The 23,515-nt window shown below is 32.6% G+C and carries 41 protein-coding genes; 39 read left to right on the forward strand and 2 right to left on the reverse strand.

Annotated features, from left to right (window positions below; translation table 11 throughout):
• Nucleotides 1-105: 105 nt before the first annotated feature.
• Nucleotides 106-1,587 carry a ComEC/Rec2 family competence protein gene (locus C3E89_RS12615; protein WP_236913295.1) on the reverse strand — a complete coding sequence of 494 codons (1,482 nt, stop codon included), beginning with the start codon at nucleotides 1,585-1,587 and terminating at the stop codon, nucleotides 106-108.
• Between the two features lie 310 nt (nucleotides 1,588-1,897).
• On the opposite strand from C3E89_RS12615, the gene C3E89_RS13375 reads away from it, so the two are divergent.
• Entirely contained in the window at nucleotides 1,898-2,029 is a 132-nt protein-coding gene (locus tag C3E89_RS13375; RefSeq protein WP_272876624.1) for a hypothetical protein, read from the forward strand.
• 8 nt (nucleotides 2,030-2,037) lie between these two features.
• Here C3E89_RS13375 and C3E89_RS12620 read toward each other — a convergent pair whose 3' ends face one another.
• Entirely contained in the window at nucleotides 2,038-2,391 is a 354-nt protein-coding gene (locus C3E89_RS12620; protein ID WP_236913296.1) for a helix-turn-helix domain-containing protein, read from the reverse strand.
• Nucleotides 2,392-2,567: 176 nt separating this feature from the next.
• Between C3E89_RS12620 and C3E89_RS12625 the strand changes: the two genes are divergently transcribed.
• The 38 genes from C3E89_RS12625 to C3E89_RS12805 all read left to right on the forward strand — a co-directional run bounded on the left by C3E89_RS12625 (nucleotide 2,568) and on the right by C3E89_RS12805 (nucleotide 23,515).
• Nucleotides 2,568-2,792 (forward strand): helix-turn-helix transcriptional regulator, encoded by a 225-nt coding sequence (locus tag C3E89_RS12625; protein WP_236913297.1) that lies wholly within the window; start codon nucleotides 2,568-2,570, stop codon nucleotides 2,790-2,792.
• Between the two features lie 63 nt (nucleotides 2,793-2,855).
• Complete coding sequence (locus C3E89_RS12630; protein ID WP_236913298.1) at nucleotides 2,856-3,062, forward strand: hypothetical protein; 207 nt, start codon at nucleotides 2,856-2,858, stop codon at nucleotides 3,060-3,062.
• A 20-nt stretch (nucleotides 3,063-3,082) separates the two neighbouring features.
• Nucleotides 3,083-3,262 (forward strand): hypothetical protein, encoded by a 180-nt coding sequence (locus C3E89_RS12635; RefSeq protein WP_236913299.1) that lies wholly within the window; start codon nucleotides 3,083-3,085, stop codon nucleotides 3,260-3,262.
• A gap of 14 nt (nucleotides 3,263-3,276) precedes the next feature.
• Complete coding sequence (locus C3E89_RS12640) at nucleotides 3,277-3,516, forward strand: hypothetical protein (RefSeq protein WP_236913300.1); 240 nt, start codon at nucleotides 3,277-3,279, stop codon at nucleotides 3,514-3,516.
• A 189-nt stretch (nucleotides 3,517-3,705) separates the two neighbouring features.
• Nucleotides 3,706-4,251, forward strand: coding sequence for a helix-turn-helix domain-containing protein (locus C3E89_RS12645; protein ID WP_236913301.1), 546 nt, complete (start codon nucleotides 3,706-3,708; stop codon nucleotides 4,249-4,251).
• Nucleotides 4,252-4,256: 5 nt separating this feature from the next.
• Complete coding sequence (locus C3E89_RS12650; RefSeq protein ID WP_236913302.1) at nucleotides 4,257-4,559, forward strand: hypothetical protein; 303 nt, start codon at nucleotides 4,257-4,259, stop codon at nucleotides 4,557-4,559.
• A gap of 13 nt (nucleotides 4,560-4,572) precedes the next feature.
• Nucleotides 4,573-4,887 (forward strand): hypothetical protein, encoded by a 315-nt coding sequence (locus C3E89_RS12655; RefSeq protein WP_236913303.1) that lies wholly within the window; start codon nucleotides 4,573-4,575, stop codon nucleotides 4,885-4,887.
• A gap of 31 nt (nucleotides 4,888-4,918) precedes the next feature.
• The gene (locus tag C3E89_RS12660) at nucleotides 4,919-5,335 is read left to right on the forward strand and encodes a hypothetical protein (RefSeq protein WP_236913304.1); all 417 of its coding nucleotides are present in this window, start codon (nucleotides 4,919-4,921) and stop codon (nucleotides 5,333-5,335) included.
• Nucleotides 5,336-5,821 carry a siphovirus Gp157 family protein gene (locus C3E89_RS12665; protein ID WP_236913305.1) on the forward strand — a complete coding sequence of 162 codons (486 nt, stop codon included), beginning with the start codon at nucleotides 5,336-5,338 and terminating at the stop codon, nucleotides 5,819-5,821.
• A gap of 12 nt (nucleotides 5,822-5,833) precedes the next feature.
• Nucleotides 5,834-6,733 (forward strand): recombinase RecT, encoded by a 900-nt coding sequence (locus C3E89_RS12670; protein WP_236913306.1) that lies wholly within the window; start codon nucleotides 5,834-5,836, stop codon nucleotides 6,731-6,733.
• 43 nt (nucleotides 6,734-6,776) lie between these two features.
• Nucleotides 6,777-7,640 (forward strand): replication protein, encoded by an 864-nt coding sequence (locus C3E89_RS12675; RefSeq protein WP_236913307.1) that lies wholly within the window; start codon nucleotides 6,777-6,779, stop codon nucleotides 7,638-7,640.
• Nucleotides 7,570-8,370, forward strand: a complete 801-nt coding sequence (locus tag C3E89_RS12680) for an ATP-binding protein (protein WP_236913308.1) — start codon at nucleotides 7,570-7,572, stop codon at nucleotides 8,368-8,370. Before C3E89_RS12675 ends, C3E89_RS12680 begins: the two co-directional genes overlap by 71 nt.
• A gap of 52 nt (nucleotides 8,371-8,422) precedes the next feature.
• Nucleotides 8,423-8,572: a hypothetical protein gene (locus tag C3E89_RS12685; protein ID WP_236913309.1), complete on the forward strand. Its 150-nt coding sequence runs from the start codon at nucleotides 8,423-8,425 to the stop codon at nucleotides 8,570-8,572.
• A gap of 320 nt (nucleotides 8,573-8,892) precedes the next feature.
• Nucleotides 8,893-9,039, forward strand: a complete 147-nt coding sequence (locus tag C3E89_RS12690) for a hypothetical protein (RefSeq protein ID WP_236913310.1) — start codon at nucleotides 8,893-8,895, stop codon at nucleotides 9,037-9,039.
• A 61-nt stretch (nucleotides 9,040-9,100) separates the two neighbouring features.
• Nucleotides 9,101-9,634 (forward strand): Holliday junction resolvase RecU, encoded by a 534-nt coding sequence (locus C3E89_RS12695; RefSeq protein WP_236913311.1) that lies wholly within the window; start codon nucleotides 9,101-9,103, stop codon nucleotides 9,632-9,634.
• A complete protein-coding gene (locus tag C3E89_RS12700) occupies nucleotides 9,606-10,241 on the forward strand; it encodes a putative metallopeptidase (protein WP_236913312.1) in 636 nt (211 codons plus the stop codon). The genes C3E89_RS12695 and C3E89_RS12700 overlap by 29 nt, the downstream gene beginning before the upstream one ends.
• A 12-nt stretch (nucleotides 10,242-10,253) precedes the next feature.
• On the forward strand, nucleotides 10,254-11,531 hold the full coding sequence (locus C3E89_RS12705; RefSeq protein WP_236913313.1) for a ParB/RepB/Spo0J family partition protein: 1,278 nt from the start codon (nucleotides 10,254-10,256) through the stop codon (nucleotides 11,529-11,531).
• Nucleotides 11,532-11,558: 27 nt separating this feature from the next.
• Nucleotides 11,559-11,708: a hypothetical protein gene (locus C3E89_RS12710; protein ID WP_236913314.1), complete on the forward strand. Its 150-nt coding sequence runs from the start codon at nucleotides 11,559-11,561 to the stop codon at nucleotides 11,706-11,708.
• Entirely contained in the window at nucleotides 11,705-11,884 is a 180-nt protein-coding gene (locus C3E89_RS12715) for a hypothetical protein (protein ID WP_236913315.1), read from the forward strand. Before C3E89_RS12710 ends, C3E89_RS12715 begins: the two co-directional genes overlap by 4 nt.
• Nucleotides 11,885-11,895: 11 nt before the next feature.
• Complete coding sequence (locus C3E89_RS12720) at nucleotides 11,896-12,087, forward strand: hypothetical protein (protein WP_236913316.1); 192 nt, start codon at nucleotides 11,896-11,898, stop codon at nucleotides 12,085-12,087.
• Between the two features lie 42 nt (nucleotides 12,088-12,129).
• Nucleotides 12,130-12,390, forward strand: coding sequence for a hypothetical protein (locus C3E89_RS12725; protein WP_236913317.1), 261 nt, complete (start codon nucleotides 12,130-12,132; stop codon nucleotides 12,388-12,390).
• A gap of 141 nt (nucleotides 12,391-12,531) precedes the next feature.
• Nucleotides 12,532-13,191 carry a putative HNHc nuclease gene (locus C3E89_RS12730; RefSeq protein WP_236913318.1) on the forward strand — a complete coding sequence of 220 codons (660 nt, stop codon included), beginning with the start codon at nucleotides 12,532-12,534 and terminating at the stop codon, nucleotides 13,189-13,191.
• Between the two features lie 2 nt (nucleotides 13,192-13,193).
• Nucleotides 13,194-13,709 carry a hypothetical protein gene (locus tag C3E89_RS12735; RefSeq protein WP_236913319.1) on the forward strand — a complete coding sequence of 172 codons (516 nt, stop codon included), beginning with the start codon at nucleotides 13,194-13,196 and terminating at the stop codon, nucleotides 13,707-13,709.
• 225 nt (nucleotides 13,710-13,934) lie between these two features.
• Nucleotides 13,935-14,690: a DNA adenine methylase gene (locus tag C3E89_RS12740; protein WP_236913320.1), complete on the forward strand. Its 756-nt coding sequence runs from the start codon at nucleotides 13,935-13,937 to the stop codon at nucleotides 14,688-14,690.
• Nucleotides 14,691-14,740: 50 nt separating this feature from the next.
• Nucleotides 14,741-14,902 (forward strand): hypothetical protein, encoded by a 162-nt coding sequence (locus tag C3E89_RS12745; RefSeq protein ID WP_236913321.1) that lies wholly within the window; start codon nucleotides 14,741-14,743, stop codon nucleotides 14,900-14,902.
• Nucleotides 14,899-15,084, forward strand: a complete 186-nt coding sequence (locus C3E89_RS12750) for a hypothetical protein (RefSeq protein WP_236913322.1) — start codon at nucleotides 14,899-14,901, stop codon at nucleotides 15,082-15,084. The genes C3E89_RS12745 and C3E89_RS12750 overlap by 4 nt, the downstream gene beginning before the upstream one ends.
• Before the next feature lie 80 nt (nucleotides 15,085-15,164).
• Complete coding sequence (locus C3E89_RS12755) at nucleotides 15,165-15,620, forward strand: hypothetical protein (RefSeq protein ID WP_236913323.1); 456 nt, start codon at nucleotides 15,165-15,167, stop codon at nucleotides 15,618-15,620.
• 45 nt (nucleotides 15,621-15,665) lie between these two features.
• On the forward strand, nucleotides 15,666-15,884 hold the full coding sequence (locus tag C3E89_RS12760) for a hypothetical protein (protein WP_236913324.1): 219 nt from the start codon (nucleotides 15,666-15,668) through the stop codon (nucleotides 15,882-15,884).
• 82 nt (nucleotides 15,885-15,966) lie between these two features.
• Nucleotides 15,967-16,692, forward strand: a complete 726-nt coding sequence (locus C3E89_RS12765; protein ID WP_236913325.1) for a terminase gpP N-terminus-related DNA-binding protein — start codon at nucleotides 15,967-15,969, stop codon at nucleotides 16,690-16,692.
• The gene (locus tag C3E89_RS12770; RefSeq protein WP_336512947.1) at nucleotides 16,679-17,947 is read left to right on the forward strand and encodes a PBSX family phage terminase large subunit; all 1,269 of its coding nucleotides are present in this window, start codon (nucleotides 16,679-16,681) and stop codon (nucleotides 17,945-17,947) included. Before C3E89_RS12765 ends, C3E89_RS12770 begins: the two co-directional genes overlap by 14 nt.
• Nucleotides 17,948-17,955: 8 nt before the next feature.
• Nucleotides 17,956-19,380 (forward strand): phage portal protein, encoded by a 1,425-nt coding sequence (locus C3E89_RS12775; RefSeq protein ID WP_236913326.1) that lies wholly within the window; start codon nucleotides 17,956-17,958, stop codon nucleotides 19,378-19,380.
• On the forward strand, nucleotides 19,364-20,398 hold the full coding sequence (locus tag C3E89_RS12780) for a minor capsid protein (protein ID WP_236913327.1): 1,035 nt from the start codon (nucleotides 19,364-19,366) through the stop codon (nucleotides 20,396-20,398). Before C3E89_RS12775 ends, C3E89_RS12780 begins: the two co-directional genes overlap by 17 nt.
• Nucleotides 20,399-20,406: 8 nt before the next feature.
• The gene (locus tag C3E89_RS13380) at nucleotides 20,407-20,532 is read left to right on the forward strand and encodes a hypothetical protein (protein WP_272876625.1); all 126 of its coding nucleotides are present in this window, start codon (nucleotides 20,407-20,409) and stop codon (nucleotides 20,530-20,532) included.
• Between the two features lie 56 nt (nucleotides 20,533-20,588).
• Nucleotides 20,589-20,816 carry a hypothetical protein gene (locus tag C3E89_RS12785; RefSeq protein ID WP_236913328.1) on the forward strand — a complete coding sequence of 76 codons (228 nt, stop codon included), beginning with the start codon at nucleotides 20,589-20,591 and terminating at the stop codon, nucleotides 20,814-20,816.
• A gap of 428 nt (nucleotides 20,817-21,244) precedes the next feature.
• Nucleotides 21,245-21,871, forward strand: coding sequence for a phage scaffolding protein (locus tag C3E89_RS12790; RefSeq protein ID WP_236913329.1), 627 nt, complete (start codon nucleotides 21,245-21,247; stop codon nucleotides 21,869-21,871).
• Nucleotides 21,872-21,889: 18 nt separating this feature from the next.
• The gene (locus tag C3E89_RS12795; protein ID WP_236913330.1) at nucleotides 21,890-22,861 is read left to right on the forward strand and encodes a major capsid protein; all 972 of its coding nucleotides are present in this window, start codon (nucleotides 21,890-21,892) and stop codon (nucleotides 22,859-22,861) included.
• Between the two features lie 43 nt (nucleotides 22,862-22,904).
• Complete coding sequence (locus C3E89_RS12800; RefSeq protein ID WP_236913331.1) at nucleotides 22,905-23,174, forward strand: hypothetical protein; 270 nt, start codon at nucleotides 22,905-22,907, stop codon at nucleotides 23,172-23,174.
• A gap of 2 nt (nucleotides 23,175-23,176) precedes the next feature.
• Nucleotides 23,177-23,515, forward strand: a complete 339-nt coding sequence (locus tag C3E89_RS12805) for a phage head-tail connector protein (protein ID WP_236913332.1) — start codon at nucleotides 23,177-23,179, stop codon at nucleotides 23,513-23,515.

Genomic DNA, 23,515 nt, shown 5'->3' on the forward strand with positions numbered 1-23,515 from the left:
TTATTATTATAGCATAAACAAATTAAGATGTAATCAGAAGGCAAAGCAACCTAATTTTGAGTATAAAAAAAGCTGCCCAGAAGGCAGCTTTTTTGTTATAGTTATTTATTGTGGCGGGCTGCATCGTTTGCATGGCTCATATCCTCGGTTCTTAGCTTCCTTTAAACTAATAGGTATTTTACTTTTACTTAATGATCCACAACTTCCTCTATGATATTTAGAGCCTGTATTTGTTATATATACCTCTTCGACATTATCAGTTACTGGTGGTTTAGGCTCAGATCTTTCACTACTTTCTTTAGAAGGACTAGTGGTAGGAGAACTACTTTGTTTATTATCGCTTTTGGTAGACTTTTTTTGGGTAGTTTCTTTTCTTTGGGCTGAAGTAGTATTGGGCGGAGCATTTTCTTTAACAGTGCTGGCCTTTTTTTCAAATGTTATCCTTTCTCCATCGGATGTAGCTATGATAATTCCATCTAAATCTGTTCTATATATTTCTATGTTTTTAGCTTCTAGTCTGTCTATTGTTGCTTGATGAGGATGGCCATATTGGTTGCCTTTACCACAGGTTATTACTGCGTATTTTGGATCAGCTTTATTAAGAAATTCATTAGTAGTAGAAGTATTGCTTCCGTGGTGCGCTATTTTTAATACATCTGATTTGATGTCGTAACCTTTGTTCACTATTGATTGCTCTATGGCAGTTTCAATATCACCAGTAAATAAGAAACTGTTGTTTTCATAAACTAATTTTAGCGCTATACTATTATTGTTTAAATTATTATCATTTAGATTTTCCTCAGGAGCCAATATTTTCACACTCAGTCCTTCTTTGTCTAGTATTAAATCTCCAGCTTTAGCAATAGTGATTTTCTTATCTTTGTTTTGAATAGCCAGTAAAAGGTCTTCAAAGGCTTTAGTAGTATGGGTTTTATTAGGCATATAAATTTTAGCTATATTGAAACTATTGACTACACTAGGCAATCCACCAATATGATCTTCATGTGGATGAGTAGCTACAAGATAATCAATCTTTTCTACCTTTTCTTCTTTTAAATAATCGATAACTATTTGTGCATGCTTTCCTGGTCCACCATCAATAAGCATTGTTTGTCCATTTGGTAGTTGAATTAATATGCTATCACCTTGTCCAACATCTATGTAGTGTACTTTTAAGTCTCTTGATTTTTGAAATGTTTCTTTTTTAGGTTCTTCTGGTTCCTCGGGCTCTTTTTCTACCTTCTTAACTTTCTCTGGCCCATCCTCTTTTGCCTTTTCTACTGCTGCAGGTTCTTCTTTATCAGCTATGTTGGTTTCGGCTGGCTCAATCATTGCAAAGCCTGTTGACGTAACTACCAACGATATAATAAGAGTTATGATGGCTGTTTTTGATGATTTATTGCCTTTTCTTGATTTAAGTACATCTGCTATAGAGAAAACAATAAAAGGCATACCTAATAAAAATAAAAACATTCCAATACCATCAAATAAACCTAATAGTGCAATGAAATAATAAATTGTTGCTATTATCTTTTTCCAAATCTTATTACTTCTAAATCCTGGAATATAATTTAAAAATTCCTTCATGTTAAAGCCTCCTTAATTAATATATTTAAAAAAACTTATCGACAAATACCGACAAATTGGTACAATATAACAAATGTGTATTTATAGCCATTATTTGTGATACTGTTTTTATATATATTATGGCAACTAAATATATATATTGTGGCTTTTAAACATATACAAATGCTCATCAAACCTGCATGGTTGACGGATTTAGAACGATTTTATATTATATAAATAACACAATAGATATTGCATAAAGAACAAATGTTTGCTATAATGTAATTAAACATACGTTCGCCACTGTAATAATTCATAAAGGGGGCGCATAGTGGTGGAGGATATAGGCTACATAAAAATCAAAATTCAAAGTTTGATTGAGAATTTAACAGAAGAAGAGCAGGATAATTTGATAAATGACATTGCTAATATTATTATAAATAAAGAAACCAAAAGCAGTTAGCCAGTAGGTTAGTTGCTTTTGGTTTTATCCATCAGTTTTAATGCAATTGATAGTATTTCAGCAAGTTCTTCAGCAGATTTACCGTCAAAATCATAACCACGATTATTAAGTTCTGCTTTTAATTTAGATAGAAATTCATCAGCTTCTTCATATCTATGGGGGATATTGGTTTCACCAAGCAAATATCCTACTGAAACATTGAAATATTTTGATAATGTGATAAGGGTTTCATAATCAGGCTCTTTCCTCTCAGTTTCATAGCCAGCTATAGTGGACCGAGTTTTTGAAATCTTTTGAGCTAATTCTTCTTGTGTTAAATTATGTTCTTTTCTTAGCTGTTTTAATCTTGAAGCAAAATTCAAAGCTATCACCTCAGTTTCATAATTATATTGTATAATAAAATGTCCCCAAAATAAACAAATTAAAGAACATGTCCCTAAATAAAATAATAACTTAAAAAACGCTTGACAATGTTACTGAATGGGACTATAATTATAAGTGAAAGGTTGCCATATGGGACAATGAGAGGAGTGATAAGATGAGAGTCAATATGATAAAAAAAAGAAAACATTTAGGTTTAACCCAGGAGGAAGTCGCTAAAAAAGTCGGTATTGCAAGGACTACCTATACAAATATAGAGCTTGGAGATAAAAATCCTTCATTAGCTGTTGCATTAAAAATAAAAAAAGTATTAAAAACAGAAGATGATGATATTTTTTTAATTTCAAATGTCCCAGAAGGCAACGATAACCAGTCAGCATAAATAAATTATCTCACATAAACAGATTCAAAAAAAGAAGTAAATTGTGGAAAGGAAGTGAGTAAGGTGGAAAATGTTAACGGGTTTAAAAAGCTAACAGTAGCTCAACAACAACTGTTGATAATGACGAATGCAAAGCATAAGGCAGGAGTGGGGACTGATTACAAAGAGGATTGGACTCCAGTGAGTGTAAAGCCATTAGGTAGGAACCTTAAAGTAACATTCAAGAATGGAGAATGGCTACACTATGCACCTGATGGAACATGGTACTAATAAAAGAAAGGGGAAATAACATGGCAAGAAAAAGAAAACCAAGCTTATTAAACTGTGAAATTATAAATGCACCTTTTAACGAAGAGCAGCAAAAAGAATATGACAAAAGAGTTTGCAAGGCTCTAGCTACAGCTTTATATAGGAGCTTAGAGCCTGAGGATTTAGATCTACTAATAGAAAGTTTAAGACACGTTCAATGAAAGGGGGAATTTAATTGAATGAAGGGAGGAAGGAAAGCATGGATAGTATAAAAATTGAATTTACTTTAAATGAATTAGACATAATCAATCGAGCTTTAACTGGGCATGAAAGAGACTTATCAGATCTAATTGAAGGTGCCGATAATTTAGGTTTTAAGACTATTGATGAAGAAAAAGAATTGGAAAAAGTAAAGGAACTAAATCAGAGAATTAGAGATGAAAAATGGGAAGCACAGTTTTCAAAATATAGATAAGAAAGGGAAGGGAGGGAAAGGAAAGGATGAAACAGATTAGACTGGTAGCCTTTACGTGCAAGGCTAAGGATTTACCTTCTAAATTGCAGGAAGAGTTAAAGAAGGTAGAAAAGAAAATGAAAGAATCTAAAAAATCAGCTTAGTTTTACTTCATTAATTAAATTATAACAGTTGAAAGGAGGATTTTGAATGAGTTCAAACTACGTAATTGATTATCAAACACCACGAGAGAATAAAGGATTGACCAGGGATAATGTAGCTTCACTACTTGCAGTTAAAGGAATAGAAATAAGCACAGAAAGTTTAGGTTGTTATGAAAGAGGAGTAAGAGATCCTTCACCGGGAATGGTAGTAGAATTAGCTGATTTATATAAAGAACCTTTTCTGACACAGAAATACTGCAAATACTGTTGTGCAATAGGACAGGCTTATAGCTATGAAATCTTAGATTCTGTAGATCTTAATCTTAGCAATATAGCATTAAAGTTATTAGAAGAACATAGGGAATCTCACGAAGTATTAGAAGAAACTTTAGTACTAATCACTAATAAAAAAACAAAGGAAGATTTTACAGAAACAGAAATTCAAAGACTTAAGTCTAATATCCATGAATTACTAGATACAGAACATACTATAGAGATTTTCAAGATTGCATTAAACAAGTTTATAGACATGAAGGAAATGATAGCAGAACATAATGAAAAGTGCAGGCGAAGAGGATATGTGAGGAGGTAAATAGATTGATAAAATCAATATTTTTAAACCAAGATAAAGAATATTTAGGAAAAAGATATGAAAAAGCTATTTCTAAAGAAAATCTAGAATTCACATTAAATTACTTGGTCAGTTCAATAGAAGTAGGAGAAATATATGACTTCTATATCGTAAATGAAGAAGATGTAATTTTAGATAGTCTTAACCTTTATGTGGAAGAAATAGTGCCAATATTTGAATTAGAGGAAGATTACTTAATTTTAGGTACAGACGAATTTGATAAAGAAATAGAAGTAAAATTATCTGAAACTGAATTTTGGACAAGCTAGGAGGTGAATAAGTATGCAGGCAGAGACAAGTTTGGATTTACGTTACAACATAGCAGCAATGTATATAGCAATACTACGAGAGGATATAGCAACACCAGAGCAGGCATTTGCAGTAATTGAAAATACATCAGTAATAAAAGCTACTACTGATGAAGACGTAAAAGACATGATAGCAATGAGAAATCAGGGATTAACATATAAAGCAATAGCAGAAATATACGGTTCAACAGATTCAAATATATATCACAGGATAAAGCGTTATAAAGAAAAAGAGACCAATTCAAGCGGCAACTTGAAAAGGTCAACAGCATTAAAAAATACTATTTAATCAATTATACCATATTGGAGGGGAAATGAAAATGAGAAGACATAGAAGCTTTAAACTTAGATGGAGTAGATATTATCAGTACATTATTGAAGGACAAGTGTTTTATCTTAAGTTGAAAGCTTATACAAATAAAAGTGATGGCATGATGGAATGGGAATTGATTACAGAACAGACATATAAAAATGCAATTAAAAAAGGATACAAGGATAACGTAGTACTTGTAGAAGACGAGATAGCATTTGCTTCAGCACGGGCTTTGACCTTAATATTCAATGAAACTTATGCTATGGATGAAACTGATCTAAGGAAAGCAATTATAGAAGCTCAGGAATCAGTTAGAGAGTTAAGAAAGCATACTAAAATAAAATCTAGTTTAGAATATAGGATATTCAAAAGAATTATGGAGTTGAAAGTAAAAGAAATTCAAGAATATAAGGAGGCTATATAGATGTTTAAATTATATGAGTTAGCAGAAATGTATAGAAATATTCAAGACTTAATCAATGATGATGAAACGGGTACAGAAACTTTGGAAAATGCACTAAATCAAATTGAAGGGGATATTAATTCTAAGGCTGAAAACATGGCTAAATTAATTAGAAGTATAGATGGGGACATAGAAACATTAAAAGCAGAAGAAAAAAGACTAGCAAATAGAAGAAAGACTTTAGAAAATAAGCAGAAAAATATAAAGAATTACTTAGAAATGCAATTAAAAACTATGAAGATAGATAAAGTTAAAACACCCTTATTTACAGTAGCAATTCAAAACAATGCTCCAAGTGTAAAAATAATAGATGAAAATGCTATTCCTGAAGACTTTTTCAAATATACAAAGTCAATAGTTAAGAAAGATATCCTAGAAGCTCTGAAGAATGGAGAAGAAGTCCCGGGAGCAGAGTTGAAACAAACTAAATCGTTAAGAATTAGATAGGAGGGTTTCAATATGACTAATAAGATAGCAAATAAAAATAATAGTATCACACAAAATCATACAGTTAAATCTTTATTAAATGTTGAAGGATATCAAAAAAGATTTAGAGAGGTATTAGGGAGCCGAGCACCTCAGTTTATGAGTAGCATTATAAGTGCAGTAAACAGTAATGCAGCACTAGGAGAATGTGAACCAAATACAGTTATTCAATCAGCATTAAAAGCAGCAATATTAGATTTACCAATAGAAGATAACTTTGGATTTGCATATTTAGTGCCTTATTACAATAGCAAAAAAGGATATAAGGAATGTCAATTTCAATTAGGATATAAAGGTTATATTCAGCTAGCTTTAAGGACAGGCATGTATAGAAATATTAATGTAATAGACATAAGAGAAGGAGAATTGAAGAGTTGGAATCCTCTTACAGAGGAACTAGAAGTTGAATTCATTGAAGACGAAAAAGAAAGGGAAGGCAAAGGAGTATTAGGATATGCAGGATATTTTTCTCTGTTAAATGGGTTTGAGAAAAAGGTTTACTGGACTGTAGATAGTTTATTAAATCATGCTACGAAATACTCTGCTCAATATAGAAAATATAAATCAGGAATGTGGTCGGACAACTTAGATGATATGTGTAAAAAAACTGTAATTAAAAATATGATAAACAAATGGGGAATTCTATCAGTAGAAATGCAAACACCAAATCAGCAATTATTAGAAGCTATAAAAGCAGACCAAGCGGTAATAAGAAATGAGGATGAATACGACTATGTAGACAATGATCCAGGAGAAATAATCGAAGCAGAAGTTGAGATAGAGGATAGCACTAAAGTTAACGATGATTTTATAGTAGATAACCCAGATTTACCATGGAACAACTCAGATGGTGAAGATAATAAATCATTTTAGACTAGGAGCTTTATGCTCCTGGTCTCCAAAGTAGGTGATATGCTTGAAAGGTCCACAACTTGAAGATGGATATACAAGGATAGCGAATGAGATATTAGAAGTTGTTTCTAAAGCAAAGTTTAATGGCACACAATTTAAGATTTTAATGGTTATGTGGAGATATACTTATGGGTTTAATAGGAAGGATAGCGAGTTTTCTCTTAATTTTTTATCAGAAGCTACAAATTGTAATAAGCAGCAGGTTAAAAGAGAGTTAGATAAATTAATTGACAGCAATGTAATTATTGTGGTTAAAGAAGCTGATTTTAATTCTTCAAGGAGATTGAGTTTTAATAAGAGGTATACAGAGTGGAAAATCGATGGCATAGAGTTGATTAAAAAGGATACAGTAAGCGAATTAGCGTACAGTAGAGTAAGCGAAAAAGCTTACGCTACAGTAAGCGAATTAGCTTACCAAGAAAGACAATATAAAGACAATATAAAGAAAGATACTATTACTACCATAGAGGATGGACAGTCAGAAACTGGAAGCAATAATTCTGTCGCCCGAGCAGGTGCCGATCCTGCCAAACAGATTAATCCAGTTGAAAAAATAGAAAGATACTATCTAACTAAAATTCGAAAAAGAACTATATGCAATGGGAAAGATTTAGCTGACATAGTTGATGCATATGAAAAATATCGAGATGTTGATTTTATCATAGAGGTTATGAAAACTGCATCTGAAGAAAACAAGGCTAGAAATGGACGGCTGACAATAAATTCTTTTAGCTACTTTATGCCTATTTTCAATGAAGAATGGGAGAAAAAACAGATTAAAAAGGAGGTTGTCAAAAATGGACCAACTCCAGGAAATAGCAAACAGGGTGTTAAATTCGATAAAAGCAAATTCCTCTTCAAAGGATGATGAGGAGTATGAATGTGAGATATGCAAAGATACTGAATGGATTGACATATACGATGATGATGGATTAATAACTTCTTCTAGGCCTTGTAAGTGCAGGGAAGCCAAGCATTACAAAAGGATTCTTGAATCATCTGGGATATCGGAGGCTTTTTTAAGTAAAACCTTTGATAACTTTGTAGCAAAAAATAAATTTATAGCTATAGCTAAAAAAATGGCCATAGATTATGTTAAGAATTTTGGTAACATCAAGGATTCCAAAAACAATTCTATAGCATTTTTAGGACAAGTAGGATCTGGAAAAACACATTTAAGTATAGCTATAGCTAACGAGTTAATGAGTAAGGGTATTGGCGTTAGATACATGCAATACAGGGAAGGGATAACTAGAATTAAACAAGTTACAGCAGACGAGGAAAGTTATGTTAGAGAGATCAACAAATATAAAAATGCAAAAGTTTTATTGATAGATGACCTATATAAAAGTGCAACTTACAGGAGCAGGACAGGAGCAGAACATCTCAACGATGCAGATGAAAGAGCTATGTTTGAGATCATTAATCACAGATATTTGGTACAGGCTCCAATGATTATATCAAGTGAATTCTGTATGGAACGGTTATTGAATTTAGATGAAGGGTTAAACAGTAGAATACTTGATATGTGCGAAGGTCATATTATGGAGTTTGAAGGGAGAGAACTGAACTATAGGCTGTATAAACAAGCATTATAGGTTCTATTAGTTATCCTGGAGGATATGAAATCATTACCTAGGAGGGATGAAATTGAAACTTTGTCACAAGTGTAATAGCAAGATGGTAGAGGTAAAATTGATAGACATGAAAAAACGAAAATATAAAGCATTAGTCTGTACGTACTGTGGGAGGTTCTATAGCAGAGATAGAGGTTTTCTAGGTGAATGGAAAGTGGGATAGAGCTATAAAAAAATCGGGGATGAACCCCGATTAATACAAAACTAACACCTTCCACCAAACATATCACAATTACAGAAAAGAACTACTAATAACAAGAAAAAGAATAGTAACGAGCTATCATTTTCACAACCTTTTCTACCTAATAAATCACTCATAATAGGCACCTCCTAAGCATTATTAGAGCAGGCTAAATATTTTAGATGAGGTTCAATTAAAGAGACTTGAACAGAAGTGTTTCTTGATGGTTTCAATATATATTATGAAAAATATAACAATATGTTAACGGTTTTAGGCAAAATTATTTTAAAGGGGGCAAGGATATGGATGAAAAGAGAATAACTGCAGCAGTAGGAGAAGCTGCTAGACTGTTAAGAGAAAATCCGGAGTGGACATATATAAAAGCCACAGATAAGGCAAAGGAGGAATTAAGCAATGAAGGCATGGAGAAGGTGGAGAAAACTAATTAAAGGAACATTGTTAAGAAATTATATCTATAGCAGTATTTTAATTAGATAAGGAGAGATGCAAATGAGTTATCACAGAGGAGATGGGTTTGAAGAAATAATAAATTTAGCGAATCTATCATATAAGAGAAAAGGGATAGCCTTAATCCAGAAGATAGCTACACCAATGAAACCAATTAGAAGAGGGAAAAAGATAGTATCAGCATATTACGAAGAAAAAAGTACACTAGACTACATAGGAGTATATGAAGGAGTACCTATAGCTTTTGATGCAAAAGAAACCAAAGAAGAAACAAGATTTCCTCTTAGCAACATACAGAATCACCAAATTAGTTTTATGGGAAATTGGAACAAACATGGAGGAATAACCTTCTTGCTCATATATTTTACAAAGTTAAATGCAGTATACAGACTAGATTGGATAACATTGGGCTGGTACTGGAGGCAGTATCAAGAAAACAGAGGTAAAAGAGGGTTTGGAAGCATACCTCTTAGTGAATTTGAGTGTAATTGTAAACAATTAAATTCAAGAGATGGAATAATATTAGATTATCTGGAGGGGATAAAAGATGGCTATGAAAAAATTGCAAATCCTTAATAAGGATACAGGAGAGATATTAGAAGAAAAAGAGTTTACAGGAGGATACCATATAATTTATACCAACTTAGAAGATATGGGAAAACTAAAACATATAAGAAAACTAGACAATGCTAGATTTGGAGACAAGCATTGGATTAAAAACTGGATTTATAGACCAATAGCACAAAAATTAATAAAAAAGTTTCCGGAAATTGGACACATAAACCCAAAATCCATACTTTTTATAGAAGACATGGAATGGGAAAAGCCAGATAGCATAAAACCAAAAAGACATTGGCAAGCAAGAATAAGTAAGGCCAATAAACAATTTTCAGACATGAGTGGATACGATTATATCCTAGAAACAAGGAATTATTTCATTGAAAGAATGAGTAGAGAACAGATAGTAGCTTTGATTTATCATGAACTTAGACATATAGATCAATTTGGAGATTTACAACCACACGATATTGAAGATTGGGACAACATGGTTGCTACATTAGGCAAAGATTGGTCTAGTACGAAAGCGGAAATAAAGAATCTAATAGATGACGATATTCTTTGGGAAGAATTAGAACCCGCAGCTAAACAATTAGATATGTTTAACATAAGGGCAATTAAATAGGGGGGGTAAATCATGATTAGATATATTGAGATTAGTAAAATACATCCACATCCAGATAATCCACGAAAAGATTTAGGAGACTTGGAAGAATTGGTAGAGAGTATAAAAACAAGTGGGATATTACAGAATTTAACTATAGTCCCGCAACAAGAAGGAATAGGATACAGAGTAGTCATAGGGCATAGGCGATTAGCAGCAGCTAAACTTGCAGGATTAACAGAAGTGCCCTGTGCAATATCAGATATGGACTACAAAACACAAATCGCCACTATGCTTTTAGAAAATATACAACGTAGCGACCTAACGGTATATGAACAGGCTCAAGGCTTTCAGATGATGTTAGATTTAGGTGAAACTGTAGCAGAAATTTCAGAGAAAACAGGATTTTCAGAGACAACAGTTAGAAGGAGAATGAAACTCCTAGAGTTAGATCAGGATAAATTAAAAGAATCAGTTGGGCGTGGAGCCACTCTCATGGACTATGTAGAACTTGAAAAAATAGAGAACATAGAACTAAGAAATGAAGTATTAGAGAAGGTAGGGACTAGCGATTTTGACTGGGCATTAAAAAGAGCCATCGAAGATGAGAAAAGAAAGAAAAAATTTAACGAAATCCTTGAAGAAGTAAAGAAGTTCGCTACTGAAATAGAAGACACTACAGGTTTAAACTACAAAGATGCATACTACGGAAGGCCTAGTGACAAGTTTGAAGTACCAGAAGATATAGATGAAGTAGAGTACTTCTATTGTGTAAGACATGACTATATAATTCTATATTATAAGGATCAGACTAGCGATGAAAAAGACGATAAGGAAGAAGAAAAAAAAGCAAGGCTTGAGGAAGAAAAATTAAAAAAGTTAGAAGAACTATCAAAAACTGCATATGAATTAAGACAGGAATTTATAAAAAATTATTCAAACATTAAAGCCAAAGAACACATTGCGATAATAATAGAGGAACTCATTACACAATTATCAAGAACCTACATCAGGTCATCCTACAAAAACATATCTGACTTACTAAATCTAACAACAAATGAAGAAGACATTAAAAGAGAGGATATGGCTTCGGAAATAAATAGGAAACCAGAATTATCTCTATTGATAGCCACATATAGCGTAATGGACGAAAAATACTTAAACTATTACAGTAATTGGGATGGGACATATAGCGCCAGTGAAAGGCTTGATCAAGTGTATGATTTTCTTACAAAAATAGGATATGAAATGTCAGAGGAAGAAAAACAACTTCAAGATGGTACACATGAATTATTTGCAGATACTGAATAGTTTAAAAACATATTGGGGGATATGAATATGAAATGCGAAGAAGAAGTCATAAGATTCTGTATGCAAGCAATAAAATATAAAAAGTATGCAGAGGTAAGAGATTGTGAGAAATGTTGTTTATATTGTGAAAGTAAATGCGACCAAGTTTGCGAGAAAGCATTGGAGGGAGAGAAATGAAAACTATAGAATATTGTGCCAGAGCGGTTATACAACACTTGAACGGAGACTTTAAATTATTCAAGAAATATAGAGATATGGCTATAAAGTTTTATGAGGAAGAGAAGAATATTGTCACTGTAGGGGAATTGATACCAGGATCCACTAAAAAGAAATTATACGAGATGGTGAGCTAGGAGGGGCAGCTATGGAGATAAACAAGCAATATAATAAAGCAAAAAAACAGAATTTAAAAAATGAAATGATATGCTACATAGACGAAATAATAGATACAGCTGAAAAGATGAATAGCTTAGATTTCTTCAATATAGAAATAAAGAATCATGATGGACAATTGAATGTTGAGTATAAATTGAAAAATAGAAAGAAGGTATATTGAGACGTAAATTGTTATTTATATGCAATAAGGAGGACAAAAGATATGGCATTAGCATTATTAGTTGCAAGAAGAAAAGGAGATAAAATTTTACCTACTGATTATAAATTAGGTTGGTTATTTAAAGATGATAAAGAAGGCTATTGGTCAGTTTGGGGAAGCAGTAAAGATAGGAATACTGCTTTAAAATGTGCTAAAGATGTAATAGAAAAACAAGGTGAAAGAGATATATTTATTTCGGATGAGCCAATACCCATAAATCTTACTATAGAGCAAATAAATAAATTGAAGAAAATTGAAGTTTAATACACATCACAAGTATAATATGCAATAAAAACATATAAGTATATACACTGTATATACAAAGTCCTACTGTACCTAGACAGCGGACACTAGATTGACCTTAACAGGTTGAACTGGTGTCCTTTTTTATTGAGGAGGCAGAATATGAAATTTAATTGCGAGATAGATAATATAAAAACACTTAAAAAAGGCATGAAAATAACATTGGCCATAGATGACAAACAGACTATAGAAGTAATGAAACATATATATAATTTCATGGATAAGCCTATCATTGTTGAACTGCTAATAGATGAGAAGGAACAACGAGAGAGATTAAAGCAGATTACACCAGAACAAAGAAAGAAAATCTATGGAATTTTAAGAGATATGGAAACTTATACAGGCGAGAATATAGAAAAGTTGAAAGAAGATACTAAAGCTAGCTTTATTAGAGCAACAGAATATGAGGATTTTAGTTTAAGTAACTGTAGCAAGGATCTAGCAGGTGACTATATAGAATTTTTAATTAGGCTATGTTTTGAAGCAGGAATACCACTAAAGGAAAATCCAATTGAAGGGCTTGATGATATAGAAAGTTACTTAAGAATATGTTTAGAGCAAAAGAAATGCTGTGTCTGCGGCAGGGAGGGAGAAATTCATCATGTTGATACTATAGGTATGGGAAGAGATAGGGAAAAGGTAGATGATAGCGAATATAGAAAAATGTGTTTATGTAGAGTACATCATTCTGAATACCACGATATTGGTATTGAAGATTTTCAGGGAAAATACCACGTCTATGGTATTGTATGGGAGGGATAGAGATGGACATAAAAGTAATAGAAAGAGCATTAAGAGATTATCGAAGAAAAAAATCAGTGGTAGAAACTACTTTAGCTAGGATAGAAAATTATAAAGAAGCAATCAGCAATCCAGAATCATTTACACATATATTTTTAGGCTCACCAATAGAACCAGGAATGCCTAAGGGAACAGGAAGTAAAGTATCACCAGTAGAAATGGCAATAACAGATAAAGAAGAAGCTATAGAAACACTAAGACAATGGATAAAAGACGATCAATCAAGGATTTATCCATACCAAATAGAATTAGAGCAAATTAACGGAGCCTTAGGAGCATTGACCAGGCAAGAAAGATTTATAATTGAGTGTAAGTATTTTGAAAATATGTTTTGGAGAGATATAGAGATAAGTTTCAATGATAGGTTTAGGCAGCAGAATTATATTACTTATGAGGGATTAAAGAAGATGAATAAAGAGGCATTAGAATTATTAATTAGAATATTAGAACCTTACTATAGTAGGTTTAAAACATCATAAAATCAAAAAGTACCTGAAAATTACCTAAAAACTACCTGTTTTGGCACTGTTTTTTATATTTATATATGTTACTATGTTATTGTGGATTAAATTGAATAAAGGATATATCAAAATCGGTTGTTGGAATCTCACCTACCCCATAGGTGGGATTTTGTTATTATTCCTTTTTAATGTGGTGGGCGGTGTGTATATATTAACCCAATACTTAAAAAGGAGATGTTTAATATGTTAAAACCACCTATTTGTAGAATGGGAGGAAAAAGTAGACTTAGAAAAACAATTATAGATATGATACCAGATCATACATGTTATGTAGAATTATTTTTTGGTGCTGGATGGGTATATTTTGGAAAAGAACCTTCTAAAGTTGAAGTAATAAATGATATAGATAGAGAATTAATAAACCTATTCAGAATGATTAAATACCATGCACCTGAAATAGAAAGAATGTTAGAGTATGAGTTTAGTGGTAGAGATATGTTTGAAGAGTATAAAAACTGTACAATTGAGTATCTAACAGAAATAAATAGAGCGGTACGGTTTTTATATTTAATTACGCAATCTTTCGGAGGTAAAGGAAATCATTATGGGTATGGTACTACTTCTAAACCAAAACCACAGATATTTTATAAGAATGTATTAATAGATTTAAAGGAAAGGCTTAGAAATACTTATGTAGAAAACCTAAGCTTTGAAAAGATAATAGATAAATATGATAGAGACTATACCTTTTTCTTTGTAGATCCACCTTATTTTGAAACCACAGGTTATGGATTTAAATTTGGAGAAAAAGAACATTTATTACTTAGAGAAAAGCTAATGAGTTTAAAAGGTAAATTTCTATTAACAATAAATGACCATGAAAAAACTAGAGAATGGTACAAAGATTTTAACATAAAGGAAGTAGAGGTAAACTATTCAGTATCGAAGGAGCATAAGGATAAACAGAAATATAAAGAATTAATAATAACTAATTATTGAAATCTCACCTTTCCCCTTTCAGGTGGGATTTTTTATTTGGGGGGATAACTATGATTAAGGTTAAATGTAAATATTGCGATTATAAATTAGAAAAACCCAGATGGGAGCATATTATTTATACTATTAGAAAGCAGGGCGGCCATGTAGGGAAGAATATTTGCCCTAGATGCAAGAAAGAAGGTTTGAGGTTAGATTGGGGGAAGGAGAAATGAGCATAAAAGAGATAGTCAAATTTAAAGATATAGATATATACAGAAGGTTAATAAAGATAGGTAGAAGGCAGCAGAAGAAAAGAGATAAAGGTATTAAGCTAGGGGATAGAGCAGAGAGATTGATGCAGCATGATGGCCATAAAAGAGTTGGCAGAAGGATTAAACAAGTGAAGTGGGGATAATGTCGAAACTTGCGATAAATTATTGAAGGATTTTCTCCTTTCCTGTAGAAGTAGACAAGGAGAAGGGAGGGGCAAGAAGTGTGGAAACATTAAATGATATAGAAAAACAGATATTGATTGATTTATATGATAGGGATATAAAAAATATGCTAGAAATTAAAATTGAACAAGAAAGATATAAGTTGTCAGAAGAAGGAAACAATGAAAGAATTCAAGAGTTGGTTTATTATTTAGAAAAACTTGAAAGGCTGAAATATATTGAGATAAAAAGAAAACAAGATGGTAAATTTTATACTAGCGGTGGAAGAAGTCATCCTAAATATAGAAACAATGCAATATTTGATATAAATGATAAAGATATTCATATTGTGAAAAAAGGGATAGAATATGTAATAGAATTGAGAAAAACACCTATTGACAAAATGAAAGATTGGTTAAAAGGATTTTTAAAAGATACAGGTACAGAAGTAGGTAAGGAAATAATCAAATATATAGTCATTTTTGCAATAGGATTTTTGCTTGGGAAGATTACATAATTATTAATATTTTGATTAGTGTAATACGACTAAGGAGGAATATATATGAAAACTGTAATACATTTATCCAATGGAGATATACATGCTATAGATGGTCATCCAGATGAATTTATTGAAAAGTTTACAGCAGATGATTATTCTACGATAAATAAAGATTTAGTAATGATTAGCCCTGATCCAGAAAAGAGACCTATCACTATTAATACTAGACATATAGTAAAGATAGAATACAAAGAGAAGCCAGATATTGAATTTTTAAAATAAAAGCTAAGAGCCAATAGGGCTCTTTTTTCATGCAAAAAACCAATAAATAAAACAAACTCAACTAGCAATGAGGTGGTGATCATTGGATGAGATAAGAAAAAAAGCAAAACAGGACTATATGAAAGGTATGAAATATAAAGATATATGTGAAAAATACAATCTTAGCATGAATACTCTAAAGTCCTGGGTAAAAAGATATAACTGGGCTGATGAAAGGAAAAAGAGAAACAAAAAGGGTGCACACAAAAGCAAAGGGGGTGCACCCAAAGGAAATAAGAATGCAGAAGGTAATCCAGGAGGAGCAGCTCCTAAAGGAAATCTTAATGCTATAAAACATGGAGCATATCAATCCTTATACTACGATATGTTAAATACAGAAGATAAAATATTGTTTAACACGATACAATCTACAGTAAATATAGATGATGAAATAAAATTGCTAAGATTAAAAATAGCAAGGCTTCTTAATAGAGAGAAGTCTTTTTTTTATAATATGTTTGGCCAGAAAGTAGAAAAAGAGCTAACAGAAGAAGAAAGAATAGCAGGAATTAATGCCTGTATGGACCAGTTAAGACGATTAATAGAAGCTAAGGCTAAAATGGCCACAGATACAGAAAAGCTAGAACTAGACAAAGAAAGGCTAGAATTCCAAAAGTATAAAACAGAAATAGAGCTACAATTAAGGAAAGAAAGATTAGAATTAGAAAAAGTTAAGGTTCAAGGAGAAGATGAGGAATACGAAGATGATGGATTTATAGATGCATTAAAAGGACAAATAAGCGAGGTTTGGGAAGATGATGAAGATTAAAAAAGCAGTATTTAAGTTCCAACCCTTCTCCAAAAAGCAAAAGAAAATATTAACCTGGTGGCTGCCTGGCTCTCCTGTATCAGATAAAGAAGGAATAATAGCAGATGGAGCTATTAGAAGTGGTAAGACTTTATCCATGTCACTATCATTTGTTATGTGGGCCATGGAGACATTTGACCAACAAAACTTTGGTATGTGTGGTAAGACCATAGGATCTTTTAGGAGAAATGTTTTATTCTGGCTTAAGCTAATGCTAAAGTCTAGGAGGTATAAAGTCAGAGATTTAAGGGCTGACAATCTAGTTGTAGTAACTAAAAATGGAAAGACTAACTACTTCTATATATTTGGTGGTAAGGATGAAAGCTCCCAAGATTTAATCCAAGGGATTACATTAGCAGGAGTATTTTTTGATGAAGTTGCATTAATGCCTGAATCCTTTGTTAACCAAGCTACTGGTAGATGTTCTGTAGAAGGTTCTAAGTTTTGGTTTAACTGTAACCCAGAAGGGCCTTATCACTGGTTTAAAGTAAATTGGATAGATAAAATTAAAGAAAAGAACTTAATACATTTACACTTTACTATGGACGACAATCTTAGTTTATCTGAAAAAGTTAAGGAAAGATATAGGTCCATGTATAGTGGAGTATTCTTCCAAAGGTACATCCTAGGTTTGTGGGTAATGGCAGAAGGAATTATATACGATATGTTTAGTAAAAATAAACATGTAGTAAACACAAAGCCTAGAAACTATATACAATATTATATTTCAATTGACTATGGTACTCAAAACCCTACAGTATTTGGATTGTGGGGTCTTTTTAATGGGATATGGTACAAGGTTAAAGAATACCACTATTCAGGAAGAGAAAAGAATAAGCAGAAAACAGATACAGAATATGCAGATGATTTGGAAGAATTCATAGGAGAATTAAATATTAAATTTATTATAGTGGATCCTTCAGCAGCAAGCTTTATAGCAGAATTAAAGAAAAGAGGGCTAAGAGTAAAAGAAGCTAACAACGAAGTATTAGATGGCATAAGAAATGTAGCAACTGCATTAAATGAAGGCATGATAAAGTATAATGATTGCTGTAAAGAAACATTCAAAGAATTTAACTCCTATGTATGGGATGAAAAGGCAGCTGAAAGAGGAGAAGATAAACCAATAAAGAAAAACGACCACCATATGGATGCGGATAGATATTTTGTTAATACTGTATTATTCAATAGAGGTGGCATAAGATTCTTAAAGTAGGTGATAAATTGATAACATATAATGAATTACTAAAACAAAAGCTAATAAGTGAATCTAATATAAATGATTCCGGCATCATAAAAGATCTAATAGATGAACACGATACTACTAAGATGTTGGAAGGCCAGAGGTACTATTATAACGAGAATGATATTCTGGATAGAAAACAATTTTACTACAAAAATGGAGTTAAGACAGAAGATGATACGAAAGCAAATAACAAGATACCTCATAACTGGCACAAGCTATTAGTAGACCAGAAGGTGGCATATTTAGTAGGTAAACCTGTAGTGCTCCAAGCAGGAGAAAATCAGAAGGAATACGAAGACAGACTTAACCTTATTCTTGGTGAAGAGTGGGATGATACACTAAACGAACTGGCAAAGAATAGTTCAAACAAGGGCACAGAGTGGCTACATGTCTATATAAACGAGGAGGGGCTATTCAAGTTTATCATTATTCCAGCAGAGGAAGTTATCCCTATATACGATACAAGCCTCCAGGAGAACTTAGAAGTAGTATTAAGATACTACTTAGTGGAGGTTAATGGTAAAGAACGAATTAGAGTAGAGTGGTGGACAAGGGAGACAGTAACATTTTACATCCAGGACAATAGTGGAGATTTTGTATTAGATGATACAGAAAATCCGAATCCCGACCATCATTTTTACTACAATGATATTGGCTATGGATGGACCAAAGTACCCTTTATAGAATTCCCGAATAACGAGGAAAGATTGTCAGATTTAAAATTTTACAAAGAACTAATAGATAGTTATGACTTAAATATATCGGATTTAGCCAATAACCTTGAAGAGGTACAAGAAATAATTATGGTCTTAAAAGGTTATGAAGGGGAAAGTTTAGCTGAATTCAAAGAAAATATAAGATACTACAAAGCTTTAACTGTAGACAGTGGAGAAAATAGTGGAATAGACAAAGTAGAATTGAGCATACCAGTAGAAGCTAAAAAGGAAATGTTAGATAGACTTGAGGAAAATATATTCCTATTTGGGCAAGGGGTTAATATGAAAACTGATAGATTCGGTAATTCACCTTCAGGAGTAGCTTTAAAGTTCCTATATTCTTCATTAGATTTAAAAGCCAGCATCATGGAAAGAAAATTTAGAAAGAGCATCAAGCGATTACTTTGGTTTGCAACTGAATACATCAATATCATAGATAAGAAAGATTATGATAGCACTACTATCCAGGTAACATTTAGAAAAACTATGATAACCAATGATAAAGAGGATGTAGAAATAGCAAGGGATTCCAAAGGAATAATATCAGATGAAACTATAATTGCTAATCATCCTTGGGTAGAAGATGTTGCAGTGGAAAAAGAAAGGTTAGAAAAACAAGAGGAAACTGAATTAGATAAATTTACTCCCTACAAAGGATTAGGTGAGGAAGATGGCGAAGACGAATAAGTATTGGCAAAAGAGATTTACCCTACTAACTCAATCCTTACTTAACAAAGGTGAAGATTACTATAAAGATCTAGAGGAAGAATACGAACGAGCTATATCAATATTAGAAAGAGATATAAGGGATTTCTATATTAGATTTGCAGAAAACAATGAAATAACAATGACAGATGCTAGAAGGATACTAGACAATAGAGAATTAAAAGAGTTCTATTGGACAGTAGAGGAATACATTGCAAAAGGCAAGGAAAATGCAGTAGACCAAAGATGGTTAAAAGAATTAGAAAATGCTAGTACAAGAGTTAGATTAAGTGGATTACAGTCACTAGAGTATCAAATTAGACAGCAAGTAGAAATAATTACAGCTAAAAGACTGCATGGACTAACTAAGCTATCAGAGGAACTCATAAAAGAAGGTTATTATAGAACTATATATGAGGTACAAAAAGGATTTGGCATAGGAGATACATTTACTATCTTGGATACAAAAACAATAGAGTCTATAATTGCTAAGCCATGGGCTCCTGATGGAAGCAACTTTTCTGAAAGGATATGGAGAGATAGAGAAGTATTAGTTGATGAGCTACAAAAGGAACTAGCTCAATCATTTATTCGTGGAGACGCGCCAGATACAGCAATAAGAAATATATCAAAGAAGATGGAAGTGTCTAAGAGGGCAGCGGGAAGGCTTATTATGACTGAATCAGCTTTCTTTGCTAATGAAGCTAGAGCTAAAGCTTTTAAGGAATTAGGAGTAGAAGAATATCAATTCTTGGCTACCTTAGACATGAGGACATCCGATATATGTCAGGATATGGATTTAAGGGTATTCAAGTTATCGGAAATGGATATTGGAGTTAATTGGCCACCTCTGCATGTGTATTGCAGGTCTACTATTTGTCCCTACTTTGAAGGCAATATTAAGCAAAGGTGGGCGAGAGACCCAAAGACAGGTAAAGGATATTATGTACCTGGAGACATGAGTTATAAAGAATGGTATAAGAAGCATGTAGGGGGGTAGGTGGTTAAATGGATACAAATCGTTTAATAGGTTACTTTGGAGGTTGGATTGTAGGGACATTTGTCATAAATTTACTTACATTATTTATCGTTAAAGATATAAGGAATACGCAAATTGAAAGGGAGAGGGATTAATCGAACATACCAGATAAGATAAAAATAGGCGGCTATATTGTAAGGGAGGTATAAACATGAAACTATACGAGGTTACAAATGGATATATAGGATTTGGAGTAGTTAAAGTATTAGCTATTGCAAAGGACAAAGAGGCAGCCATTAAATTAGCAAGGCGAAGGTTTAAAGAACAAGCAAAGAAGTGTCCTAGACTTTATGATGAAGATTACTATAATAATTTACAAGCAAAATGTATTTGTGACAATGTAAATGAAGAATGGGTTAGTGAAATACGAGATGAGTAGGTGAATATATGCTTATAGGATTCGGAAGTTTTAAAGAGTATGTTGTTTCAATATTTTTAACGTGGCTAGTGGCTATGGCATGTATTAATTTAATCTTTAGGTCTAGGTAGGTGAATGTAATGCAGATTATTGCAAAAATGATAGCAACTTTATATCATAGAATTGCTTTTATTCTAATTTTAGTGGCAATACTTGCTTTATACAAATATGATAACTTATTCTTATTTATACTTCTAGCATTGTTAGGAGTAGTGTGGGAGTTAAAAAGGTTGTATTATAAATGGAAATACTTTTAATTGACTTTGAGCAACAGTCGTTAAACAGGCTTATTTTTATTCATCTTCTTAAAGGTCAGATGTAAAAGAGACGTATCAGATTTCGTGGCCGACACCCACGTTAAAAAACGTAAATTTGAAAGGAGAATATAAATGACTTTAGAACAATTAAAAGAAATGGGTTTAGATGAAGAAATAGCCAAGAAGGTATTAAAAGTTTATCAAGACTCTTTAAAAGATAAGTATATACCTATTGAAAGATTCAATGAAGTAAACGAGGAAAAGAAAGAACTAAAGATACAGATAGAGGAAAGAGATACTCAACTCAAAGAATTAAAAATAAAGGCAGCAGGAAATGAAGAACTAACTGCTAAAATAACTGAATTAGAAAACCTAAACAATCAAACTAAAGAAGAATACGAAACTAAGATTGCTGCATTAAGAAAGGAAACAGCTATAGAATTAGCTCTAAAAGATGAAAAAGCTAAAAATGTTAAAGCAGTAAAGGCTTTGTTAGACTTAGAAAAGGTTAGTTTAGATGGAGACAACTTAATAGGGTTAGATGAACAGTTAAAGGGTCTGAAAGAATCGGATCCTTATTTATTTGGTGAGGATACCCTAAAAGGCAGAGGGACCAATCCTCCAGGAGACCCAATGCCACAAGAATATAAGAAGAATCCATTTTCTAAGGAACATTTCAATCTAACAGAGCAAGGTAGAATATTTAGAGAAAATCCAGAGTTAGCTGCAAAACTTAAGGCAGCTGCGGAAGGCAAATAATGAAAGGAGAGATAATTTATGACTACTAGAATAGCAGATGTTATTCAACCAGAAGTGTTTACACCTTATGTAATTCAGAGAACTATGGAACTATCTGCATTAATCAATTCAGGTATTGTGGAACATAATGCTGAATTCGACGCATTGGCAGGCGGGCCTAATACAACAGTAAATATGCCATACTGGAATGACCTTACAGGGGACTCCGAAGTAATGAAAGATGATGGGGCTTTAACTCCAGGAAAGATTGGCTCAAACAAAGACGTAGCAGTTAAACATGGTAGAGCTAGAGCATGGGGAGCCAATGGACTCTCCGCCCTACTAAGTGGAGACGACCCAATGGGAGCTATAGCTGATTTAGTAGCTGCATACTGGGCTAGAGATATGCAAAAGATTTTATTAGCCACTCTTGATGGAGTATTTGCATCTGATTCTATGGTAGACAAAGTACTAGATATATCTGGCGAGCTAGATGATGCGGCACTACTAACACCAGAATCTTTCGTTGATGCCAACCAGTTAATGGGAGATGCAAAAGATTTGTTAACTGGTGTAATGATGCATTCAGCAATAGAAGCATATTTAGCAAAGATGCAATTAATTGAATATGAAGAAACCAAAGATAAGAACATAAGAATTCCATACTTCATGAATAAGAGGGTAATCGTAGATGATGGTATGCCATTTGACACGGCTACTAAAACGGGAACCATGTATCTATTTGGAAATGGAGCTATAGCCTTAGGCAATGGCTCGCATCCAAGAATCATAGAAACAGAAACAGATAGAGACACATTATCAAGTTCAGGGGAGGATTTCCTAATAAATAGAAAAATATTTATACTGCATCCAAGAGGAATTAAATGGACTGATACATCTAAAGCAGATGTATTCCCAACAAACGCAGAAATAGGAACAGGAACTAACTGGGAAAGAGTTTATGAACCAAAGGCAATAAGAGTAGTGAAGTTTAAGTTTAAGATAGCATAATAGGGGCTTATTTGCCCCCTTTAGCTTTTTAAGGAGGGATATCATGAGTTTAGCAGGATTCCAAAGAAGGAGAAGAGAGCTAGCTAAGCAGAAAAAGTTAGAAGAACAATCAAGAATAGCAGAAAAAGAAAAACGAGAGGAAAACGACCTCACAGAACAGCCTACAAATGGAGAAAAAGAAGATGCCAACACAATAGGTATAGATGACATTACAAAGGCTGAAATCATTGAAATACTGACGCAGAAAGGCATTGAACATAATCCAAGAGATAAAAAAGAGGTTTTGTATGAATTAATGATAAAAGGTGAATAAAAATGACTAATTTAGAGAAGTTAAAACATTTATTAGGCATTAAAGATAACGACAAAGATTTTATATTAGAATTCACTATAAAAAGAGTAGAGGATACAATAAAGAATTATTGCAACATAAAAGAAATTCCAGAAGAATTAAATAATGCAGTTTTAAGTATGGCTATGGAATTATATCGTGCTGAAAACTTTGGAAGTCAAGAAGAAGGAAAAGACATAAAATCAATTCAAGTAGGAGATACCACTACCACATTTGAAACTAATAAGAAAATAGACATATCAAAGGAATTGTTAAAGGATTATAAGGCACAACTGGACCCATTTAGAAAGTTAAGGTGGTAG

Source organism: Clostridium sp. Cult1, assembly GCF_021655095.1.
Lineage (GTDB): Bacteria > Bacillota > Clostridia > Tissierellales > Tepidimicrobiaceae > Schnuerera.

What these genes read in the sequence shown, in the direction of transcription:
- C3E89_RS12625 (WP_236913297.1), top strand. Translation starts at nt 2,568, where the DNA reads ATGAGAGTCAATATGATAAAAAAAAGAAAACATTTAGGTTTAACCCAG.
- C3E89_RS12750 (WP_236913322.1), top strand. Translation starts at nt 14,899, where the DNA reads ATGAGCATAAAAGAGATAGTCAAATTTAAAGATATAGATATATACAGA.
- C3E89_RS12760 (WP_236913324.1), top strand. Translation starts at nt 15,666, where the DNA reads ATGAAAACTGTAATACATTTATCCAATGGAGATATACATGCTATAGAT.
- C3E89_RS12660 (WP_236913304.1), top strand. Translation starts at nt 4,919, where the DNA reads ATGAGAAGACATAGAAGCTTTAAACTTAGATGGAGTAGATATTATCAG.
- C3E89_RS12695 (WP_236913311.1), top strand. Translation starts at nt 9,101, where the DNA reads ATGAGTTATCACAGAGGAGATGGGTTTGAAGAAATAATAAATTTAGCG.
- C3E89_RS12690 (WP_236913310.1), top strand. Translation starts at nt 8,893, where the DNA reads ATGGATGAAAAGAGAATAACTGCAGCAGTAGGAGAAGCTGCTAGACTG.
- C3E89_RS12635 (WP_236913299.1), top strand. Translation starts at nt 3,083, where the DNA reads ATGGCAAGAAAAAGAAAACCAAGCTTATTAAACTGTGAAATTATAAAT.
- C3E89_RS12745 (WP_236913321.1), top strand. Translation starts at nt 14,741, where the DNA reads ATGATTAAGGTTAAATGTAAATATTGCGATTATAAATTAGAAAAACCC.
- C3E89_RS12770 (WP_336512947.1), top strand. Translation starts at nt 16,679, where the DNA reads ATGATGAAGATTAAAAAAGCAGTATTTAAGTTCCAACCCTTCTCCAAA.
- C3E89_RS12735 (WP_236913319.1), top strand. Translation starts at nt 13,194, where the DNA reads ATGGACATAAAAGTAATAGAAAGAGCATTAAGAGATTATCGAAGAAAA.
- C3E89_RS12710 (WP_236913314.1), top strand. Translation starts at nt 11,559, where the DNA reads ATGAAATGCGAAGAAGAAGTCATAAGATTCTGTATGCAAGCAATAAAA.
- C3E89_RS12780 (WP_236913327.1), top strand. Translation starts at nt 19,364, where the DNA reads ATGGCGAAGACGAATAAGTATTGGCAAAAGAGATTTACCCTACTAACT.
- C3E89_RS12670 (WP_236913306.1), top strand. Translation starts at nt 5,834, where the DNA reads ATGACTAATAAGATAGCAAATAAAAATAATAGTATCACACAAAATCAT.
- C3E89_RS12665 (WP_236913305.1), top strand. Translation starts at nt 5,336, where the DNA reads ATGTTTAAATTATATGAGTTAGCAGAAATGTATAGAAATATTCAAGAC.
- C3E89_RS12785 (WP_236913328.1), top strand. Translation starts at nt 20,589, where the DNA reads ATGAAACTATACGAGGTTACAAATGGATATATAGGATTTGGAGTAGTT.
- C3E89_RS12790 (WP_236913329.1), top strand. Translation starts at nt 21,245, where the DNA reads ATGACTTTAGAACAATTAAAAGAAATGGGTTTAGATGAAGAAATAGCC.
- C3E89_RS12615 (WP_236913295.1), bottom strand. Translation starts at nt 1,587, where the DNA reads ATGAAGGAATTTTTAAATTATATTCCAGGATTTAGAAGTAATAAGATT.
- C3E89_RS12705 (WP_236913313.1), top strand. Translation starts at nt 10,254, where the DNA reads ATGATTAGATATATTGAGATTAGTAAAATACATCCACATCCAGATAAT.
- C3E89_RS12715 (WP_236913315.1), top strand. Translation starts at nt 11,705, where the DNA reads ATGAAAACTATAGAATATTGTGCCAGAGCGGTTATACAACACTTGAAC.
- C3E89_RS12645 (WP_236913301.1), top strand. Translation starts at nt 3,706, where the DNA reads ATGAGTTCAAACTACGTAATTGATTATCAAACACCACGAGAGAATAAA.
- C3E89_RS12680 (WP_236913308.1), top strand. Translation starts at nt 7,570, where the DNA reads ATGGACCAACTCCAGGAAATAGCAAACAGGGTGTTAAATTCGATAAAA.
- C3E89_RS12805 (WP_236913332.1), top strand. Translation starts at nt 23,177, where the DNA reads ATGACTAATTTAGAGAAGTTAAAACATTTATTAGGCATTAAAGATAAC.
- C3E89_RS12730 (WP_236913318.1), top strand. Translation starts at nt 12,532, where the DNA reads ATGAAATTTAATTGCGAGATAGATAATATAAAAACACTTAAAAAAGGC.
- C3E89_RS13380 (WP_272876625.1), top strand. Translation starts at nt 20,407, where the DNA reads ATGGATACAAATCGTTTAATAGGTTACTTTGGAGGTTGGATTGTAGGG.
- C3E89_RS12740 (WP_236913320.1), top strand. Translation starts at nt 13,935, where the DNA reads ATGTTAAAACCACCTATTTGTAGAATGGGAGGAAAAAGTAGACTTAGA.
- C3E89_RS12655 (WP_236913303.1), top strand. Translation starts at nt 4,573, where the DNA reads ATGCAGGCAGAGACAAGTTTGGATTTACGTTACAACATAGCAGCAATG.
- C3E89_RS12800 (WP_236913331.1), top strand. Translation starts at nt 22,905, where the DNA reads ATGAGTTTAGCAGGATTCCAAAGAAGGAGAAGAGAGCTAGCTAAGCAG.
- C3E89_RS12720 (WP_236913316.1), top strand. Translation starts at nt 11,896, where the DNA reads ATGGAGATAAACAAGCAATATAATAAAGCAAAAAAACAGAATTTAAAA.
- C3E89_RS12795 (WP_236913330.1), top strand. Translation starts at nt 21,890, where the DNA reads ATGACTACTAGAATAGCAGATGTTATTCAACCAGAAGTGTTTACACCT.
- C3E89_RS12700 (WP_236913312.1), top strand. Translation starts at nt 9,606, where the DNA reads ATGGCTATGAAAAAATTGCAAATCCTTAATAAGGATACAGGAGAGATA.
- C3E89_RS12725 (WP_236913317.1), top strand. Translation starts at nt 12,130, where the DNA reads ATGGCATTAGCATTATTAGTTGCAAGAAGAAAAGGAGATAAAATTTTA.